The organism is Bradyrhizobium sp. S3.3.6 (assembly GCF_040546905.1).
Classification (GTDB): domain Bacteria; phylum Pseudomonadota; class Alphaproteobacteria; order Rhizobiales; family Xanthobacteraceae; genus Bradyrhizobium; species Bradyrhizobium cytisi.
This window is the reverse complement of record NZ_JBEPOT010000002.1, coordinates 476,211-496,320: the sequence shown is the minus strand read 5'-3', so window position 1 is coordinate 496,320 and position 20,110 is coordinate 476,211. Positions and strand designations below refer to the sequence as shown.

Sequence of the window (20,110 nt, the reverse complement as noted above, 5' to 3'; positions counted from 1 at the left end):
CACACCGCCTTACAGGAATCCGATCGAAATCCACGGGAAGACCGCGACGATGATCAATCCCACCAGCAGCGCCAGCAGATAACCCCAGATCGGCCTGATGCCCTCGGCCGGATCGACGCGTCCGATGGCGCAGGCGGCATAATAGCCGACGCCGAAGGGCGGGGCGAATAATCCGATGCCCATGGCGAGAATGATCACCATCGCGTAGTGGACCTCGTGCACCCCGACGGCACGCGCAATCGGAAACAACAGCGGCCCGAACAGCACGATCGCCGGGATTCCCTCCAGCACGCTGCCGAGGATGGTGAAGGCCAGGATCGAGACGGCGATGAAGGCCGCCGGTCCCCCGGGCAATCCCGTCATGGCTGATGCCAGCGAGCGCGAGAACCCGGACTGGGTCAGACCCCAGGCCATGCCGGTGGCCGTGCCGATGATCAGGAGGATCGCACCCGACAGCGCCGCGGTCTCGACCAGCATCGGAAACAGCCGCCGCCAGTCGAAGCGGCGGTAGACGAGGAGGCCGACGAGGGCGCCATAGACGATGCCGATGGTGGAGACTTCGGTGGCGGTGGCGATGCCTTCGACCACGGCGTAGCGGATCACGAAGGGCAGTGCGAGCGCGGGCAGGGCGATGACGAAGGTCTTGCCGATCTCGCTGCCCGTGGCGCGGCGGACATGACTCATATCCTCGTGACGGTAGCGCCACCACACCAGCATGCAGAGCGTGACCGCAAGCACCACGCCGGGCAGGAGGCCGCCGGTGAACAGCGCCGCGATGGAGACGCCGGTGACCGAGCCGATCGTGATCAGCACGAGGCTCGGTGGGATGGTCTCGGTTTGGGCGCCAGTTGCCGCAAGGAGCGCTACGAGATCGCCGGGCTTGGCGCCGCGCTGCTTCATCTCCGGGAACAGCACGGGCGCGACCGCGGCCATGTCGGCGGCCTTGGCGCCGGAAATGCCTGAGACCAGATACATGGCGCCTACCAGCACGTAGTGCAGCCCGCCGCGGACATGGCCGAGCAGGCTCGCCAGGAACGCCACCATGGCCCGCGCCATGCCGGTCATCTCGATCAGCAGCCCCAGGAACACGAACAGCGGCACCGAGAGCAGGATGAGGTGGCTCATGCCCTCGTCCATCCGCCCGACCAGCACCATGACCGGCGTACGCGTGGTCAGCGCCAGATAGCCGAAGATCGCCAGCCCAAAGCCGAACGCAATGGGAACGCCGGCAAAGACACAGAAGCCGGCGACGCCGACGAAAAAGATGACAAGGTTGAGATTGCCGAGCGGCCGCAGATAAGGCTGCGCCAGCCAGAACAGGCCGATCACGATGACGACCGACAGCACGGCGGCCACGACCGTCCGGTAGTCCGCCGCGCGCAGCAGCCGCAGCAAGGCAAACGCCGCCATCAGGCAGATCCCGACCGGGAGCGCAGCGGCGCGCCACATGTTCGAGATCTGGAGCGCCGGCGTGGTGATGTAGCTCTCTTCGTAGGCGTAGTCGTAGGACGGCCAGACGATCAGCGCCAGGAACGCAAGTGCGGCACAGGTCGCGACGAGGTCGAGATAGGCCCGCATCGCCGGCCTGGCGCTCGCGACGATCGCTGTCATGCGCATGTGCTCGGAGCGGCGGAACGCCACCGCCGCGCCCAGCATAGCCAGCCACAGGAACAGGATCGAGGCGAGCTCGTCGGACCAGATCAGTGGGCGGTGGAGACCGTAGCGCGCCACCACGCCGGCAAACAGGATCACGATCTCGGCGACCACCAGGACGGCTGCCGGGATTTCGACGATGAGGCCGAGGATGCGCTCCAGCGAAGCCAGCAACGAAGGTCGGCGAGGGGACTGCACAGCCACCTCGCCCACCACTTCGGTCACCTTAACCTCGATATGAGCCATGACGGCCTGGATGGGTTACGACAGCTTGCCGACGGCCTTTTCCAGGAGCTCCCAGGGCTGCTCGCCGTATTTGCCTTTCCACTCGGCATAGAAGCCGGCGGCGCGCAGCTTGTCGCGGAACGGCGCGACCGTGGGCTGGTTGAAGGTCAGGCCCTTAGCCGCGAGCTCCTGCTGGAGATTGGCGTTCAGCTTGGCCGTGTCCACACGCTCGTTGACGGCGGCGGCATTGATGTTCTTGGCGACGACGGTGCGCACGTCCGCCGGCAGCTTTTCCCACGCGCGGCGGTTGGCCAGGAACCAGAAGCCGTCCCACATATGGTTGGTCAGCGAGCAGAACTTCTGCACCTCATAGAGCTTTGCGGTCGAGATGATGGCCAGCGGGTTCTCCTGGCCCTCGACGATCTTAGTCTGGAGCGCCGAATAGACCTCGCTGAAATTGATCGAGGCGGGCGCGGCATCGAACGCCTTGAACATCGAGGTCCATAGCGGCGACACCGGCACGCGAATCTTGAAGCCCTTGAGATCGTCCGGGCCCGTGATCGGCTTGCTCGACGACGTTGTCTGGCGGAAGCCGTTGTCCCAGATCTTGTCCATGACCTCGAGGCCGGCTTTCTTGATCTCGCCGCGGACATAGCCGCCGAGGTCGCCGTCCATGGCCTTCCAGACCGTGTCGTAGTCCGGGAATGCGAAGCCGATGCCGTTGATCGATGCCGCCGGCACCAGCGTTGCCAGGATCAGGCCGGACAACGTGAAGAACTCGACGCCGCCGGAACGGATCTGGCTCAGCATGTCGGTGTCGGACCCGAGCTGGTTGTTCGGAAAGATCTGGAGGTCGAACTTGCCATTGGTCTCGCTCTTGATCGCGGCCGCCATCTCCTTGGCGCGCACGTTCAGCGGATGGGTGTCCGGCAGGTTATTGGCATATTTGTAGGAGAACTCGGCGGCCTGGGCACGGGCCACATAAGGCGCGCCGACGCCGCCAAAGACGGCGGTCGCGGCGGAGGCCTTGAGAAGCGTGCGGCGGGAAAAACGCGTTGAAAAGACCATGGGTCTGCTTCCTCGGAAGTTTGTTCTTGTTGTGAGACGCAAACCTATACAGACGTCTGGTCGGCAGTCATCTGCGATCTCGCGAAGCTCGCTTATTGCAGCCGGACAAGGTCGCGGCAATATCGGCTTTGGGCAGATGGGCCGGATTCAAAAACCGAAAAACAACCCCATGCACAGTAGCCGTCAAGAGCCGGGACGATGGTTGGTGGTCGACCGGAGAATCGGCTGGAAGCGAAGGTGTAGTGGCAGGAATTTCGCCTAAATAATTGATCTAATTCGATATAAATATATTCCATAATATACCTTATGCGAATTACGGGATAACCAAGCCAAGCTGCCTGTAAATGCCCAAGTGGATGTCAAGTGAAGTCGCGCCCGCCCCGGCAAAAGGCTGAACCTCCAGGCACCGGCTGACTTGAACCGCAAAATGGCGCGCCGCGCAGCGGCTCACTGCAGTTTCATGACCTGCTCAAGGGCGACCCGGTGCTTCAGCACGGCAAATCTCTCCCGCGCGCTGAGGCTGGCTACGACCTCTTCGAAACTGTCGCTCTGCTCAATCTTGGCGCGGGCAATCGCAAGGTCCACGTCGATCCATCGCGATTTGCGCGGCGGCGGCTCCAGTGACTCCATATGCGCTCTCAACAGCCCACGGTTTTGCCAGAGCGCCAACAGGGCTCCGGGAATCTCGATCCGGGGCAAGCAGGCAAGCTCGCTCGCCCGCTTCAGCACTGTCGGCGAGAGATTATCCTCCGGCGTCGCAAACAGGCGCGCCATTCTCATTGGTGCCGACGTGACGAGTCCGATCGGAATGGCAAGAGCGAGGCCAATGATCACCGGCGACATCCAGAGGAGCAGCGGCAGCGAAACGGCGTAGGCACTTGCCGCCATCGCCATCCCGCACAAACTCGGGACGGCGAATTTGCGATAGACCTCCTCGCGCCTGATCCCGCCGTCGCCTCGCCGTTGCACCTGCCAGCCGGCATCACGCCCGAGCAGGATCTCCGCCACGGCAGTCGATTGAAAGATCATCATGGACGGAGCGATCAGGGCTGCAAGCAGGCTCTCGGCGATGACCGCTGCCAGGACACGAAATCCGCCACCAAAGGCCTGCCGTTCCGCACGCTTCGTGAGCAGAACAAGATATGCCAATAGCTTCGGCAGAATGAGGAGCCCCATGGTCGCGGCAAAGACCCAGGCGGCAAGCACGGGATCTTGTGCGGGCCACGTCGGAAACAACGCAAAACCTTTGGGAAAGTATTCTGGCTTGACGAAATAGGCCTGCAGAGAGATGAGAATTCCGAGCAATAGAAACAGCAGCCACAGCGGAGCGGTCAGGTAAGAGCCGATCCCGGTCAACAGGTGAAGCCTGGATATCCAGTGCAAACCGCGGGCCGGCAGAACGGCGAGATGCTGGAGATTGCCCTGACACCAGCGGCGGTCTCTTGCGGCAAAATCCAGCAATGACGGCGGCACCTCCTCGAAGCTGCCGCCCAGAGCGGGGGCCATGAAGATCCCCCACCCGGCCCGTCGCATCAGTGCCGCTTCGACAAAATCGTGACTAAGGATGTGCCCACCGAACGGCTTCCTCCCGCGCAGTTCGGGTAAGCCCGCCTCCTGCGCGAAAGCCTTTGTCCGGATGATGGCATTGTGTCCCCAATAGTTGCCCTCGGAGACGTGCCACCAGGCGTTTCCGGCAGCGATCAACGGGCCGTACAGACGGCTGGAGAACTGCTGAAGCCGGCTAAACAGGGTGCGCGCATTTACGACGATGGGAAGCGTCTGAATCAGTGCGGCTTGTGGGTTTGCCTCCATCGCGTGCACCAGCCGAACGATGGTATCTCCGCTCATCAGGCTGTCCGCGTCGAGAATGATCATGCAGTCGTAAGCGCCGCCGAAGCGCCTCACCCATTCGGCGATGTTGCCGGACTTCCGAGCGGTGTTGTCGGACCGGTGCCGATAGTAGAGACGGCCGGAACCACAGCTCCGCTGCAGTTCCACAAATGCAAGCTCCTCACTGATCCAGATGTCCGGGTCCGTCGTGTCACTGAGAAGAAACCAATCGAACAACGCGGCATGTCCGGTCTCGCCGATCGACTCGTGCATGGCGCGGAGCCGGGCCGTGAGATGATGGGGATCCTCGTTATAAGTCGGCAACAGCATGGCCGTTCGGCCGGTGATCGCCGGCAACGGACCGTGGCTGTCGATTGGCAGCACATCCTGTCGACGTCGCAGCAGCACAAAGAAGCCCGCCAGTGAAGACATGAATGAAAACGCGATCCAGGCGAGCAACACGAGGAATAGCGCAAGCACAATCCCTTCGAGTACCGTGACGCCGCCAACTTTGAGAACATCGTACATCTCAAAGGCGCCCCCAGCGGTAATCGCGATCGTTCCGCCAAAAATGAACAGGCGCCGCGCTGCAACCGCTCCGCTGGCCCGCTGTCGCGCCAGCTTTGCGTCGGTGCTCCCGTCCAATCGACATGGCGGCATCGGGAGAGGCGTTTCATCCGGGAGATACCGAACGCTCAGGTCAGACCCGAGCGCAGGCGAAGTCGTCAGGGCGCCCATCGATAAATCCATACTTCGGATATTGGTTGATCGCCCTGCATCAAGACCGCCCTCAACTCGATGGGTGCATTCTTGACGATGCACTGAAAACTCAGGCGCCAGCCGCCGGTTTCTGGATTTGGCTGTGTGACGACATTGCTGATCTCGGATTTGTCCGCGCTGACGGCGCCCTTCACCCTGTCAGGATCGACCTCTTTCAGCCTGTCGCCGGCAAGTTCGAGCACGAACAGCTTGCTGCCCTCGCCCCGCGTGCCAACGCCGGTGCGGGTAAATCGGGCCAGCGAATTCGGTTTCGGCGCATCGGGACCCCAGTGCAGCCGATAAGTGTAATTGTTCTCGCTTTTGGCGGGAATGGCCGCTTTCGGACGCCAGAACGCAGCGATGTTGTCGTGAATTTCCTCCTTGGTCGGGATCTCGAAAAGGACCACGCTGCCCTCGCCCCAATCTCCTATCGGTTCGACCCAGAGGCTTGGCCGACGCTCAAAGCGCGATTCGATGTCCTCGTAAGCAAAAAAGTTCTTCTCTCGCTGCATCAGGCCGAAGCCGCGAGGGTTGAGATCATTGAACGTGCCGGCCTGCAGGTCGCGAGGATTGTTGAGTGGACGCCAGAGCTGCTCGCCCTTTCCGTTGAATATCGCAAGGCCATCGGAGTCGTGCACCGCGGGGCGGAAGTCATCGACATTCTGCCGATCGTTCGGACCGAAAAAGAACATGCTCGTCGTCGGCGCAAGTCCAGCATGTTGCAGTTCGACCCGCGGATAGAGCGCCATCTCGACGTCAAAGACCGTGCTTGCACCAGGCCTGATCGTGAATCGGTAGCTTGCGGTTGCGCTCTTGCTGTCGAGCAGTGCGTGAACCACGATGGATGTGGCACCGGATGCGGGCTTCTCCAGCCAGAAGGCCTTGAAGAAGGGAAACTCCTCTCCCTTGGCTTCGCCGGTGTCGATCGCAAGACCGCGCGCGGACAGCCCATAGGTCTCGCCTTTGGCAACGGCGCGGAAGTAGCTGGCGCCGAGAAAAACGCAAACCTCATCATGGTAGTCGGCCCGGTTGATCGGGGCGTGAATGCGAAAGCCGGCAAATCCGAGATCGACATCCGGCACCGGGCCGATCTTGTCGCCGAACGCAAAATCGTCGCGCCGGTACCGGATCGGCGCGGCTCGTCCACCAGAGACCTCGTAGAAGTCGACCTTGTTCTTGTAGAAAAAACCGCGGTGGAAAAACTGGATCTCGAAGGGCAGTTTCTCGCTGCGCCAAAGCGCCCGCTCCGGCAGGAAGCGAATTGACCGATACTGATCGTAGTCGAGATCCTTGATTCCGTCCGGGAGCTTTTCCTCCGGTGCCTCAAACGGCTTACTCGCCATATTGCGGGCTAGCTCGCGCACATAGGAGGTCCCGAACGGGACCTCCTCCGCCAATGCCGCAGAGAATGCACCCGGTAGAGATGTCGCCAATGGCATCAATGCCGAGGCTTCCAAGAAGTGGCGGCGGTTCAATTGTTCTTCCCGTTCGGTTCCGGACCGCCAAGGCAACCGTCTCGACGTGTTCAAGTTCCACCGACGCCGCCGAATCGGCGCGCGGGCGGCGATCAAGGTCAAATGTCGCCTGAGTGCACGTTCGCCGGTCCAAAGCCGGAATGCGTTGGGATCTCGCCAGGCCGGCTGAATTCACGATGCCCAAACCCTTGCCTTCGACCTACAATCAATACCTCGTAGGGAGAACAGGCCGTTCAAACCGGCCGACAACGAGAAACGGAGGTTCGTCATGCAGGAGAACGTCGCCCGCGCCGGCAGCTCGCGCGCCATTCCATTCGATGCCGCCAAGCTCGACCTTCTCATGGAGGCCGCAGGGCTCGACGTCCTGATCGCGACCTCCAAGCACAATGTGCAGTACCTGCTTGGCGCCGAGCGCGCGATCTTCTTCGACTATATGGATGCCATGGGCGTCAGCCGCTATCTGCCGGTGCTGGTTTATCCCAAGGGCGCGCCTGACAAGGCTGTCTATATCGGCCACCGGCTGGAGACCCATCAGCGCGCCGTCGCGCCGCCCTGGGTGCCGCAGGTCCGCACGGAGTCCAACGGCTCGGTCGACGCGATCACGCGCGCCGTGGCGCTGATCCGGGATGCCGGCGTGCCGCTGAAGCGGGTCGGCGTCGAGATGGCGTTCCTGCCGATGGACGCAGGGAAGGCGCTGGCCGACGCCCTGCCCGGCGCCGAGCTCAAGGACGCGCTGCTGGTGCTGGAGCGGCTGCGGGCGGTGAAGTCGGCGGATGAGCTGAGGCAGCTCAAGACAGCCTCGGAGCTCGTGATCGCATCGATGCTGGAGGTGATTGGCAAGCACGGGCCGGGCACCACCAAGCAGCAATTGTCGGACGCGTTGCGCGTCGCCGAAGCCAACCGCGGGCTGACCTTCGAATACTGCCTGCTCGCCTGCGGCAGCAGCCACAACCGGGCGCCGTCGTCGCAGCGCTGGGAGCAAGGCGATGTGCTGTCGCTCGACTCCGGCGGCAATTATCACGGCTATATCGGCGATCTCGCGCGCATGGCCGTGCTCGGCGAGCCCGACACGGAGCTGAAGGACTATCTCGCCGAGATCGAGGCGGTGCAGCGCGCGGCCTTCGCCGCGGTCCAGCCGGGCACCATGGGCGGCGATATCTACGTCGCGGCCGAGCGGCAGCTCGCCCGAATCAGCCAGCGCGGCTGCACCGATTTCCTGGCCCACGGCATGGGCCTCGTCAGCCACGAGGCCCCTCACCTGACAGCCACGGGTCCGGTGCCCTATGACGACACCGATGCCCGGCTGCCGCTCGAGCCCGGCATGGTGGTGTCGATCGAGACCACGATGAAGCATCCGAAGCGCGGCTTCATCAAGCTCGAGGACACGATCGTGGTGACGGCGACGGGGTACCAGATTTTCGGCGAGGGTGGCCGCGGGTGGAATCTCGGGGGCAGCCTACCGCGCTGACGAATTTCTCAGCTCGACTTCTTCTTGTGAAGTGTGGCGGGCGACCGTGCCTTCCTCATACCACCGGAGGCGCCTTTTAATGTTTTCATCTAGACGCCTCCCAACTCGAGTTGAGACACTCTATGGATAAAGAGGTGAACAAGGAAGCAAAGCCGGAACGAGACGAACCGACGGAAGCCGTTCCGCCGGTTTGGCTGCGCGCCACCCTCGCGGATCTTGCGGACCTCGAATTCGAGAGTCCGATCACGGACTCGAAAAGCGCAGACAGCCAAGAACTTGGTGATCTGTTTCGGAAAGCCGCTGATGAAACGGAAGATGCCCCCGCCGCGCGTGTATTTCGTATGTTGTCGGCTGTTGCCGGGATGCTGTTCCGGCCCAAGGATCGGGGCGAACCCTTCGGCGCTATGGTGATTTTTGCGGATGGTCGTCGGTCGCCCGTAGCTGCTGATTTTCGGGGCCCGCCCGTCGAAGTGTTGTCCACCACGGCTCTGCGCGCGACGCATCCGGCTTTGCGGGCGCGCCTATCGGATGTCTGCTGGTTTCTCGAACGAAAACGAGCCGACCTGGGTACCGCGGCAGTTGCCGCCTATGTCGATATCCTGAAGAAGGTAGAGAGCGGAGCGCTTTCATTCCGGTCCGACGATGGCAAAGGAGCACTCAAGCACGACGCCCGCGATCTCCTGCGGAGAGCCTTGCAAATTGGCCGGGCCGTGGGATGGGACAAGCCTGAAACGAGGGCGGCTCGGACGCTAGCAAGTGAATTGCGCGCGCGGGCTGTTCAAGAGTCGCTTGCCGTTCCTACATTTTGGTTTAGCGAACTTGACTTGGATTTCGGCATTTCTGATCCGGCTGTCATCGGAAAAGATATCGAGGATTTGATTGGTGCCCTGCCCGCTGAAACCGATTCACACAGCATCGTTGAACTCTGGCGGCTAGGCGCGCGTGCCTACCATCTCGCCAAACAACCTGACGACAAGCACCGCTGTCAGTCAGCCGCAGCCGACCAATTTGTCTCAATGGCTGATCGCCAACCGGTGGCGATGATGACCTCATCGATGTTAGCCAATGCCATTGCTGAACTTCATGGTGTTCCTGGAAAAAAGGACCGGAGAAAAGAACTGCGGCACCGGCTTGTTGATGCTCAGGCAGGCATCGGCGAGGAAATGTCAGGGTTTTCAATTCCGCTCAACCTTGAGGATATGGCTCGGCAGATCGAACAAGGCGTCAAGCGCCAGCCGACCCTGCGCGACAAACTATTTGTGTTTGCCGCTTTAGAAAATTCACCCGATCCCGCAGAGCTGGCCGAAACAGCTTCCCAGTCGATTCGCGAGCATCCGTTGGCGTCGCTTTTTGGTACGTCACATCATGACAGCGAAGGGAAGGTTGTACACCGGACTGAGGGGGCCGGCTTTGGCGATGAGGGCGACGAGAGCGCAATTCAACATCAAATCGCTCAGGACGAACGCATTCGCCGCCAGGTCGCGGCGTATGGAAAGATTGAGACTGCCCGTCAAGGAATCGGGGCCGATCATTTCTTGTCGGACGACGTATTCTCGCGAATTCTCGCCCATAGTGCATTTGTTCCGAGCGATCTGGTCAGGACGTTCAGTCGCGGCTTCCTGCGCTTCTTTCAGGGCGATTTCGTCGCCGCGCTATACATTTTGACGCCCCTGCTGGAGAATTCGTTGCGCCATGTCCTGAAAACGCATGGGCACGACGTGACTATCTTCGACGATGCGACACAGACGCAGCAGGATCGCACGATCTCCTCCCTCTTTGAGCAGATGAGGAACGAACTGGACACGATCTTCGGCATAGCCATCACAGCCGATATCGAACGGCTCTTCCTGAAGAAGCCCGGCCCATATCTTCGGCATGCGCTGTCGCATGGCTTGCTGCATGACGGGGACCCCTACGGCCCCGATGCGATATACGCCAACTGGCTGATCTTCCGGCTTTGCCTGATTCCGCTGTTTCATTACCGGGAAGAGCTACAGCTGCCTTTCGATGAACCGGCGCCAAACTAGCCAAGATAGCCGCAGGTAGCCAATACCCGAGGCAACGGAACGCAGAGAACGGTGAACCTGCGTGCTGGATGATGTCATCTGCTCGGGCAAGCCACGTGAAACACTCGTCAAAGCTTCAGCAAACTCGGCCACGATCGCCTTCGTCAGGCGTCTGCTGAACTTGTCCTTCTGGAGTTGGCGACCCGCCTAAGCGGTTGGAGGCGGCAGCGGGCCTCAGACGTAAGATTTGGAGCCACGCTTCAGGCGAGAAACCTGCGTAGCGTTCCCGCAGCATCCATCGCGGCGCACCAGCCGAATACGATCGCGGGGCCGATCATTGTGCCAGGTCCCGGGTAAGTGCCGCGGAAGATCGAGGATGCATCGGTGCCGACCGCGTAAAGGCCGGATATGATCTTCCCATCTCGAGACGAGACCCGCCCGCATGAAACCGTGCGCAGGCCGGCACTGCTGGCAAGGTCTGACGGCCAGACGGCCACCGCATAATACGGTCCTGGCCCGATCCGCCGCAGACAAGGATTCGGTTTGCCCCTGGGATCGCCATTGAACCGGTTCAGTTCGCTGGAGCCTCGGCCGAAGTCTTCGTCGATCCCGGTTTCTGCAAAGTCGTTGTATCGCTCGACCGTCTGCACAAGGTGGTCGGCATCCACGCCGATCTTGCGGGCCAACGCCTCGATGGTTTCGCCTTCCATCAGATATCCGGCATCGAGGAAGCCACTCAAATTCCTGGTCCCGGGGTGAACCAGCCCGAGGCCAAAATCCCTGATGAAGCTGCGGTCGCAAATCAGGAAGGCCGGCGTAGCTGACGCTTCCGACGCGTTCGAGCGCAGCATCGCTGCGACGAAGTCGTGGTAGGAATCGGCTTCATTCACGAAGCGGCGGCCGGATTTGTTCACGGCTAGCAGCCCCGGCTTGGCCCGATCCAGCATGATGTGCGGGAAGACCGAGACATGGCCATCGGCCTGCGCCATCACCGAGCTCGGCATCCACAAGGCCGGGCTTTCGAGGTCGCGCTCGATCACGGCGTTGACACGCTCGGCCGCGAGGATGCCGTCTCCGGTGTTGGATGATGGCGCAAGCGAAAAGCGCCGTGCGGCGTCCGGGAACAGCCGCTCACGAAGGTCACGGCTCCAGCCGACACCGCCTGTCGCCAGCACCACGCCTTTGCGGGCACGTATAGCCACCTCTCCGCCCGGAGACGACAAGGCGGCACCGACGATGGCGTCGCCTTCGCAGATGATCTCGTGAAGTGCTGTCTCAAATCGCAAGCCGACGCCGGCGCGACGGACGCTGTCAAATAGTCTGGCAACAAGCGCATTGCCCATGAGCAGTCGCGTTCCGCGCCTGTGGTGGATTCGATCCAGCGCATAGCGCGTGAGAAGGCCGACGACGTGTCGAAAATTCGTCCAGTTGCGGAAGGGTGCCAGCAAAGGCGGAATGTCCGTCTTCCCGATCATCATGCCGCCGAAAGCCATGAACTCCCGGCGGGGCGGCCTGATGCGGGCAAAGTCGCTGCCGAGCTTGCGACCATCGAACGGTACCGCACCGAGCGCTCGACCGCCGATCGCGGCGCCCGGCAGGTTCTTGTAATCGGGATGGACCGGCGGTGCGGCGAACTGCACGGTCGTCTTCTGCTCGAGATAGTCGAGAACGATCGGGCCAACTTTCAGGAATGTGTCCAGGCGTTCGTCTGTCGCGTGCGCGCCGAGCATCGCGGCGAGATAGGTGCGCGCGGCCTCGATCGTGTCAGGGGTGCCTGCGCGTTGTCCCTGCCGATTGCCCGGGATCCAGACGGTACCGGCGGAAGTCGCGGTCGTGCCGCCCACCATGTCCGACTTTTCGCAAAGAATGACATCGAGCCCCTCGAGGGCACCGACCAACGCGGCCGTCATGCCGGCCGCACCGGCGCCTATGACCAGCAGATCGGTCTCGACGGCAAAGGAGCGATCGCCTTGCGGCATCCGGAGCACCCTTCCCTCAGGAATTCGCGCGCGCCCTACCGACCACGGACTTGCCCGCCGCGAGCGCCCGGCGCGCTCGCGTTTCGGCATCAACGGTCTTCGCCAGTTGAACGGTCGGGACTTCAATGCTGATTGTGAGGTCGTCCGGCATCGCCTTCGTCAGTCCAATAAGATCGATAGCACCCTCGCCCGGAAACATGCGCTCCTCACGCGCGGCATGGATGAGCTGCTCCGTCGTGGCCGGACGTTCGGCCGGGCCGTCGCAGAGTTGCCAATAGTGAAGCCGACGCGCCGGGATGGTGCGGAGATCGACAAGGGAGCTCTGCGATCGATCGAAATGCAGCGCATCGACCAGAATGCCGGCAGCGGGATGATCGACATCGCCGACGATCCGCATCGCGGCCTTGAGGTCCGGAACACTGGTCCAGGGCATGAATTCGAGATCGGACGTCAGTCCATACGTTGCGGCCGCTTCGCAAAACTGCCGGTAGCGATCCGAAAACCGTGCCAGATCCGGATCGTAGGCGGCAACGAGGATATGCTTGGCGCCGAGGCGCGCACCCGCCTCGAAGAAGGGTGTGAAGGACGCAACGTTCGTCTCCGGCCGGAACGCAACGACTTCGAGATCGGCGACGGTCACGCCCGTCGATTGCAGCCGCGCCAGCGTCTCCCGCAGCAGCGGCGCATCGTCCATCAGGCGATAAGCAATTCCGCCCGGCGTTGCCGGCAGCAGCCTCAGCCCGACTGTCTCGTAGCCGCAGCGCGCCGCCAGCTCGATCATCTCGGGCGGCGCAAGCTCGAGCACGGTCAGGGCAGCGAGCGAGAAACTTGCCATCAGCCGAAATCCGCGATGCGGGCGTCGAGCGCGAACATCCCTTGATAGACTTCCGGCTCGCTCGCCCGGCCGAGAACGTCGGGCGCAATCGTGCGCACCTGCTGCAAGGCTGCCTGCAGCGAGGCGGCGTCGAGCGCCTCGATCAACAGAAGGCCTGAGAAGAAACCCTCGTTCTTGCGCATGCCCTTTTCGGTCGTTGGCACCGATGTCCGAGCCTGATCGGTCGCACCGATTTGCAAGGCGGCGACCCCGTCGCATCCAACGACCGCTTCGGCAAATTTTTGGGGATTTCCAGGCAAGGTCTCGATCCGCAACGTGATGATCGTAGCCCCCTCGCCGCGCCCTGCCCGCGCCACCATGGTGCCGCCGCCCCGCATGAAATTGCCGAGCTTGGGCATGATGCGCTGCGACCACTGCGTCGGTGCGTTGAGGCGCGCCAGATAGGCGTCGCCATCGAGGACCTCGGGCGTTTCCAGCTCGTACAGGATGAAGAAGCGGTTGATGTCGCTCCTTGCGGCGCGGAAGACGCGCGATGCCAGGAAACCCCTGGTCGTGACGCGCTCAGTGGTGTGCTCGCGCGTCAGCCAGTGCCGGTAATCGGTCAGGTCCTGCGCCGCGACGTCGCTCCAGATGGCGAGAAATCCAGATCCGCGCATTGCGTTCTCCTTAGGCTTACGCCTGACCCGCAGCGGCAAGCCCGTGCAGAGCCGGCGGGATCGTTGCAGGCAATTGTCCGAGCTTTTGGACGGCCGCGAGCATCGCGGCAAGATAGCCGTATGGGCCCAGCCCGCAAATGACGGCCGTGCAGGCGCTCGACGTGATCGAGTGGCGGTGAAGCTCGTCGCGCGCATGGATGTTGGAGATATGCAGCTCGATCTTCACGCCCTCGAAAATCTTCAGCGCATCGATCAGCGCGATCGAGGTGAAGGAATAGCCGGCCGGGTTGATGATGATCGCATCCGCCTTGCCATGAGCGGACTGGATCAGGCCGACGAGCTCGCCCTCCATGTTGGACTGGTGAAACGAGATCGAGACGCCGAGCAGGTCGGCCAGCGCCTGGCAGCTCGCCTCGATCTCCTGCAGCGTCGTCCGGCCGTAGATATGCGGCTCCCGGATGCCGAGGAAATTGAGATTGGGCCCATTGAGGATCATGATTTTCGCGGCCATTGCCCTGCTCCGTTCCGTTATGTCCGATACACTAGCCGCCGAACCACTTGGCCGGGATCGTCACCAGTCCCGGGAACAAGACCATCGCGAACAGGACGATCAGTTGCGCGATCATGAAGGGCCAGACACCCTTGATGATGTCCTCCATGCTGATCCTGGAAACACCGCAAACGACGTTCAGCACCACACCGACCGGCGGCGTGATGAGGCCAATCGCATTGTTGATGATGAAGAGCACGCCGAAATAGACGGGATCGATATGCGCCGCCTTGATGATCGGCATCAGGATCGGCGTCAGGATCAGGATCGTCGGCGTCATGTCGAGCGCGGTGCCGACGATCACCACCACGACCATGATCGCGAGCATCAGCAATGTGTTGTTGCCCATGAATGGCTTCAGGAGATCGACAACCTGTGCGGAAATCTCCGATACGGTGATGAGCCAGGAGGACACCAGCGCAGCCGCGACCAGGAACATCACGATGCTCGTCGTCACCGCGGAGGACACGAACACCTCATAAAGCTGCGACAGCTTCAATTCGCGATAGATGCAGGTCGCGACGAAAAGTGCATAGACGGCGACGACGACCGCAGCTTCGGTGGGCGTGAAGATACCGAAACGCAGACCGACCACGATGATGACGGGCAGCATCAGCGCCCAGAATCCGTCGATGATGGCCTTCATCATCTCGGACAAGGAGGCCCGCGGAGGTGGCGTCAGGTTCTCCTGCCGCACCACCCAGGCCCAGGCGAGGCAAAGCCCTGCTCCGAGCAGCAACCCGGGCACGATGCCCGCCAGAAACAGTTTTGAGATCGAGACGCCGGCGGCGACGCCGAAAATGACGAATCCGATGCTGGGCGGAATCACGGGGGCGATGATGCCGCCGGCTGCCACAAGGCCCGCCGCATAGGACTTCTTGTGTCCAGCCGCCACCATCATCGGCACCAGAAGGGCCGCAAGAGCCGCGGCGTCGGCCGCGGCCGAGCCCGACAGCGAGGCGAGAATGCAGGACGCCAGGATCGTGACGTAACCCAGTCCGCCGCGAAAATGCCCGACTGCAACGAGAGCGACATTGACGATGCGCTTGGCCAGGCCACCCTTGTTCATGACCTCGCCTGCGAGCATGAAGAAGGGAATGGCCATCAGCGGAAAGCTGTCCGCGCCATTGATGACGTTCTGCGCCACGATCTGGGCGTCGAACATGTCGATCGTGCTCATCAGGGCTACGCCGCAAACGATCAGCGCAAAGGCGATCGGCATGCCGAGCGCCATGGCGCCAAGCAGCGAGAAGGTGAAGACGGCAATCGTCATGGCATGGTCCTGGTGGTTTGCAGGATGCGCGTGCCAAACGGCAAGATTCGGTGCGGCAACATCAGTGCTCTTCCGATTCCTTGATGGCCACCATGTCGGCTTCGCTGGCCTGCCTAGCGAGGACACGGAAGAGGTCGTAGAGAAGGATCACCGCAGCCGACGCGCCGAAGATCACGCCGACGGCGTAAAAGATACCGAGCGACAGACCGGTCGCCGGCGCCCGGTCGTCGATGTTGATGATGGTCTGACGCCAGCTGCCCGAGAGCAGCAGCCAATCGGCAAACAGCATCAGGCAGTAGTTGACGACGAAGCAGATGCGCTTGCCGGAGGCCGGCAACATCCGGACCAGACTATCGACACCGAGATGGGCGTGCTCGCGCAGCGCGACGATGGCGCCGAGGAAGGTCAGCCAGACCAAGAGCCAGCGCGACAGCTCCTCGGAAATCGCGATGCCGGAGTTGAAGCCGTAACGCAGAACGACGTTGCCGAACACCAGCACCACCATGACCGCAAGACATGCGGCAATGACGACCTTCAGGAAGCTGCAATAGAGGTCAAGAGCTCGCGCCATGCGTGACGTCCCGGCAAATGAGGGGTGAGCCGGCCATTGGCCGGCTCCGCCGCCCGCGTGATGAAAGAAGTCGGCTACTTCACGTCCTTGCGGATACGCTCGACTTCGTCGTTGAAGAGCTTCACGGTCTCGGGACGGAGACTGGCAGCAATCTTGTCCGCGACCGGCTGCGACGTCTTGCGCATGCGCTCGGTCTCCTCGGGAGCGATCGCGTTGTACTGCATGCCCTTGGCCTGCAACTCCGCCAGCGCCTTGTCGGTCTGAGCGCGCGTCTGCTCCTTCTGGTAGCCGCGGCTTTCTTCATAGGCCTCGTGCATCAGGCGCTGCTCGGTCGGTGACAGCTTGTCCCAGAAGATCTTGCTCACCAGAATGATGTTCAGCGTGAAGGTGTGATTGGTGGCGGAGACGAATTTCTGCACTTCGTAGAATTTGTTGGAGAGAATGACCGTGTAGGGATTCTCCTCGCCGTCGACGGTGCGGGTCTCCAGCGCCGAATAGAGCTCGCCGAAGGCCATCGGGACCGGATTGGCCTTAAAGGCGCCGAAGGTCTCGAGATAGACCGGGTTCGGAATCACGCGAAGCTTGAGGCCGCTGAAATCCTCGAGCTTGGTGATCGGGCGGGTGCTGTTGGTGACGTTGCGGAAGCCGAGGCCCCAATAGCCGAGGCCGATCAGCCCCTTCGACGGCAAGGTATCGAGCATTGCCGTGCCGAACTTGCCGGTCGCGAGCGCATCGGCCTGCTCGGTCGTGTTGAACAGGAATGGGAAATCGATAAGACCAAATTCCGGAACGACCGTCGCGAGCGATGTCGTCGAGGCCGACAGCATCTCCTGAGTGCCGCCGCGCAGCGCGGATTGCTGCTGCAACTCGTTTCCGAGCTGTGAGGCCGCGAACTCGCGGACCTTCATCTTGCCCCCGCTCTTCGCCAGCAGGATCTCGGCGAATTTCCGTACGCCAAAGCTGACGGGGTGGTCGGTGTTGTTCAGGTGCCCCCACCTGATCGTCCGCTCCTGGATGTCATCCGCGGCGGATGCGCCGACCGTCAGCGCCACGCAGATCGCCGTCGCCGACAGCGCCCGTACCAACAAGCTCATCGTTTCCTCCCTGTTCCCTCGGGCACGAACGGCGGCTTAAGCGCTCATTTTTCCGTACCCTCAGCTTATTCAGACATCATAGATATATTTTCATATCAAACGACATTATCAATTTCATATGAGATTTCTATAGACGTTAGATGTTTTGAGTCTGCTATAGTGCTGGCAACATTGACGGTTCGCCTGCAGCAAGGGCGAACGGCGGTCCGGACAATCGGGATCAGAAGGCATGACGGCACTCGAGGAACGGCCTTTGTCGGCGGGCGACAGCGGCTATCAGCGCATCCGCTCCGACATCATTTTCGGCGTGCTGACGCCCTCCGGGCGTCTCAGGCTCGATGCGATGAAGGAAGACTACGGCGTCAGCATCTCGACGCTGCGTGAGATCCTCAATCGCCTCACGTCCGAGGGGTTCGTGGTGGCCGAAGGCCAGCGCGGATTCGAGGTGGCGCCGATCTCGATCCAGAACCTGCGTGAGCTCGCCGATCTGCGCATCCTGCTGGAGCACCATGCCATGGCCGAGTCGTTCCGCGCCGGCGATGTCGAGTGGGAAGGCCGCGTGGTCTCGGCGCATCACAAGTTGGCTGCGACCGAGCGCACCGTTCTGAGGGAGGGCGACGATCCCGAGCTGCGCAAGCGCTACGACGGTGAATTTCACCAGGCGCTGATTTCGAGCTGCGGCTCACGCGAGTTGATGCATACCCACGCGGTCGTGTTCGACAAATACTTCCGCTATGCGCTGCGCTATCGCGGCACGGAGACGATCGACCAGCACAAGGCGCTGCTGGAATGCGCGTTGAAGCGCGACATCAAGAGCGCCCGGGCCGTGCTGAGCGAGCACATCGATGGCTGCGTCGCGCATGCCCTGTCCTCCTGGAAGGACGCCTGATCGCCCTCGCCTGCCTGCAAGATCAAATCGTCGACATGACCATGAATTCGATTTCCTCCGGCAAGGTCGAGACCGCAATCGCCAGCACGGATATCCTTGGCGAGACGCCATTGTGGTGCGACCGTTCCCGCAAGCTGTGGTGGATCGACATCGACGGCAGGCTGCATCAGTCCTTCGACCCGGCGACGGGCGCCCATCACGTGACCTCCTACGATTGCCAATTCCTCGGCAGCCAGGCCCTGGCGGCAGACGGTTCGCATCTGCTCGCGCAGGATTTGACCCTCCGCCATCGCCGGACCGTCATCGACGTCGAATACGGCCTCGACAACCGCCTCAACGACGGCCGGGTCGACGCCCGTGGCCGGCTGTGGATCGGCACCATGGACAATCAGCTACATCGCCCGAATGGGGCGCTCTATCGCGTGACCGGAGACGGACAGGTGGCACGCATCTTCGGCGATGTCATCGTGACCAACGGGATTGCGTTCTCGCCTGATAATCGCACGCTCTATTTCACGGACACCCGGCGATACCGCACATGGGCGTTCGACTTCGATCTCGATGACGGCGTGATCCGCAACAGACGCCTGTTTGCGGATTACAGCGCCTCGAACGAGCGACCCGACGGCGCCTGCGTCGACGTTGCCGGCGGGCTCTGGACGGCGTTCTTTTCGGGCGGCCGGGTGGCGCGCTATCGGCCGGACGGGACGATCGACATGGAGATTCCGCTGCCTGTGACCAATCCGACATGCCTGTGCTTCGGCGGCAGCGAGCTCAAGACGCTGTACGTGACGACGGCGCGGAAATTCCTGGATCAGCGGCAGCTCAGCGTCGAGCCTCAGGCGGGTCATGTCCTTGCCATTCACGGCGTCGCGCAGGGTCTGCCGGAACACCGTTTCCTGGCCGGTTAGCGCAGCGCCAGCAGCTCGAGCTGGCTCTGCGCCTTCTTGACGGCTGCCGCGTACCAGCTCTGGCTCGGCGCCTCCCTGGCGAAGCATTTGGTGTAGGCGTCCATCGCCTGGTCTTCCCTAGCCATGGAATCCTGAGGGACCTTTTTGGCCATCATCTGCTTCCAGACCTTCTCGCAGGTCGGGATTTCGGCCGTTTTCACGGCCTCGGTTGCGGCGAGGAAGAACACCTTCTCGCCCTGGATCGCGACCACGTCGATCTCGTGCGGCGGCCCTTTCAGGTCGCCATTGCCGCGCACGCCGAGCACGGCGACCGCGACGCTCGCGGATGCGGGTTTGGTGATCGGCAGCTCGGCATATTTGGCGAAGGCGGAGTCCTGGATCGCTTGATAGTAGAAGCGGTCCGACTTGAACGCCGCATCGATCTCCTGCGGCATGCCGTCCTCGCGGTGCTCGCGCAGCCAGTGCTTGAGCAAAGTGGTTGTGGTCACCACGGCCTGAAGCTTGTCGCCCTCTGAGGCGAAACCGAGCCCGTCGAGATGGCCGAAGCCCGAGTCGCCCTTGAACAGCGTGTCGGCGTTCGATTTGCCCTCTGCCGGCAGCCCCTTGATCGTGACGGGACCGACCAGGCCGCGCAGCATCCCGGTCAGCTCGTTGAGCGCCGCATCGTGCTGGTTGAAGGTTTCATCACTCTCCTTGGCTTTGGAGAATTTTGCGATGTAGCGGTCGCGCAGATCGAGATAGTGCTGCTCGGGCGTGGCCGCATGTGCGGGCGCGGCGAAGGCGAGCAGGCAGAGCACGGCGAGCGATCTCATTGCAAATTCCGGAAGGCTGGGAGCGATCTCCAGTCTTTGTGACCGTGCAGGGTCGG

16 protein-coding genes are annotated in these 20,110 nt (G+C 62.1%); 4 read left to right on the top strand and 12 right to left on the bottom strand.

Annotated features, from left to right (window positions below; translation table 11 throughout):
* Positions 1-9: 9 nt before the first annotated feature.
* The 4 genes from ABID59_RS06945 to ABID59_RS06930 form a co-directional block, all read right to left on the bottom strand.
* Entirely contained in the window at positions 10-1,899 is a 1,890-nt protein-coding gene (locus ABID59_RS06945) for a TRAP transporter large permease (RefSeq protein ID WP_354082874.1), read from the bottom strand.
* A 15-nt stretch (positions 1,900-1,914) separates the two neighbouring features.
* Positions 1,915-2,946 (bottom strand): TRAP transporter substrate-binding protein, encoded by a 1,032-nt coding sequence (locus ABID59_RS06940; RefSeq protein ID WP_354034534.1) that lies wholly within the window; start codon positions 2,944-2,946, stop codon positions 1,915-1,917.
* Between the two features lie 447 nt (positions 2,947-3,393).
* The gene (gene mdoH, locus ABID59_RS06935) at positions 3,394-5,514 is read right to left on the bottom strand and encodes a glucans biosynthesis glucosyltransferase MdoH (protein ID WP_354082873.1); all 2,121 of its coding nucleotides are present in this window, start codon (positions 5,512-5,514) and stop codon (positions 3,394-3,396) included.
* Positions 5,502-7,010, bottom strand: coding sequence for a glucan biosynthesis protein G (locus tag ABID59_RS06930; protein WP_502916782.1), 1,509 nt, complete (start codon positions 7,008-7,010; stop codon positions 5,502-5,504). Before ABID59_RS06930 ends, mdoH begins: the two co-directional genes overlap by 13 nt.
* 268 nt (positions 7,011-7,278) lie before the next feature.
* Between ABID59_RS06930 and ABID59_RS06925 the strand changes: the two genes are divergently transcribed.
* Positions 7,279-8,478, top strand: coding sequence for a M24 family metallopeptidase (locus tag ABID59_RS06925; protein ID WP_354082872.1), 1,200 nt, complete (start codon positions 7,279-7,281; stop codon positions 8,476-8,478).
* Positions 8,479-8,600: 122 nt separating this feature from the next.
* Positions 8,601-10,505: a DUF7380 domain-containing protein gene (locus ABID59_RS06920; RefSeq protein WP_354082871.1), complete on the top strand. Its 1,905-nt coding sequence runs from the start codon at positions 8,601-8,603 to the stop codon at positions 10,503-10,505.
* Positions 10,506-10,744: 239 nt separating this feature from the next.
* Here ABID59_RS06920 and ABID59_RS06915 read toward each other — a convergent pair whose 3' ends face one another.
* The 7 genes from ABID59_RS06915 to ABID59_RS06885 form a co-directional block, all read right to left on the bottom strand.
* The gene (locus tag ABID59_RS06915; RefSeq protein ID WP_354082870.1) at positions 10,745-12,463 is read right to left on the bottom strand and encodes an FAD-dependent oxidoreductase; all 1,719 of its coding nucleotides are present in this window, start codon (positions 12,461-12,463) and stop codon (positions 10,745-10,747) included.
* 16 nt (positions 12,464-12,479) lie between these two features.
* A complete protein-coding gene (locus tag ABID59_RS06910) occupies positions 12,480-13,298 on the bottom strand; it encodes a sugar phosphate isomerase/epimerase family protein (protein WP_354082869.1) in 819 nt (272 codons plus the stop codon).
* On the bottom strand, positions 13,298-13,954 hold the full coding sequence (locus ABID59_RS06905; protein WP_354082868.1) for a hypothetical protein: 657 nt from the start codon (positions 13,952-13,954) through the stop codon (positions 13,298-13,300). The genes ABID59_RS06910 and ABID59_RS06905 overlap by 1 nt, the downstream gene beginning before the upstream one ends.
* Before the next feature lie 16 nt (positions 13,955-13,970).
* Positions 13,971-14,465, bottom strand: a complete 495-nt coding sequence (locus ABID59_RS06900) for a type II 3-dehydroquinate dehydratase (protein ID WP_354082867.1) — start codon at positions 14,463-14,465, stop codon at positions 13,971-13,973.
* A gap of 31 nt (positions 14,466-14,496) precedes the next feature.
* Entirely contained in the window at positions 14,497-15,777 is a 1,281-nt protein-coding gene (locus ABID59_RS06895) for a TRAP transporter large permease subunit (protein WP_354082866.1), read from the bottom strand.
* A 61-nt stretch (positions 15,778-15,838) separates the two neighbouring features.
* Positions 15,839-16,348: a TRAP transporter small permease gene (locus ABID59_RS06890; protein WP_354082865.1), complete on the bottom strand. Its 510-nt coding sequence runs from the start codon at positions 16,346-16,348 to the stop codon at positions 15,839-15,841.
* Positions 16,349-16,422: 74 nt separating this feature from the next.
* Positions 16,423-17,442: a TRAP transporter substrate-binding protein gene (locus ABID59_RS06885; protein ID WP_354082864.1), complete on the bottom strand. Its 1,020-nt coding sequence runs from the start codon at positions 17,440-17,442 to the stop codon at positions 16,423-16,425.
* A gap of 229 nt (positions 17,443-17,671) precedes the next feature.
* On the opposite strand from ABID59_RS06885, the gene ABID59_RS06880 reads away from it, so the two are divergent.
* Both ABID59_RS06880 and ABID59_RS06875 read left to right on the top strand, forming a co-directional pair.
* Complete coding sequence (locus ABID59_RS06880; protein WP_354082863.1) at positions 17,672-18,331, top strand: GntR family transcriptional regulator; 660 nt, start codon at positions 17,672-17,674, stop codon at positions 18,329-18,331.
* A gap of 35 nt (positions 18,332-18,366) precedes the next feature.
* Complete coding sequence (locus ABID59_RS06875; RefSeq protein WP_354083115.1) at positions 18,367-19,242, top strand: SMP-30/gluconolactonase/LRE family protein; 876 nt, start codon at positions 18,367-18,369, stop codon at positions 19,240-19,242.
* Here ABID59_RS06875 and ABID59_RS06870 read toward each other — a convergent pair.
* Positions 19,239-20,054: a hypothetical protein gene (locus tag ABID59_RS06870; protein WP_354082862.1), complete on the bottom strand. Its 816-nt coding sequence runs from the start codon at positions 20,052-20,054 to the stop codon at positions 19,239-19,241. The two genes, ABID59_RS06875 and ABID59_RS06870, sit on opposite strands and share 4 nt — an antisense overlap.
* Positions 20,055-20,110: the final 56 nt, after the last annotated feature.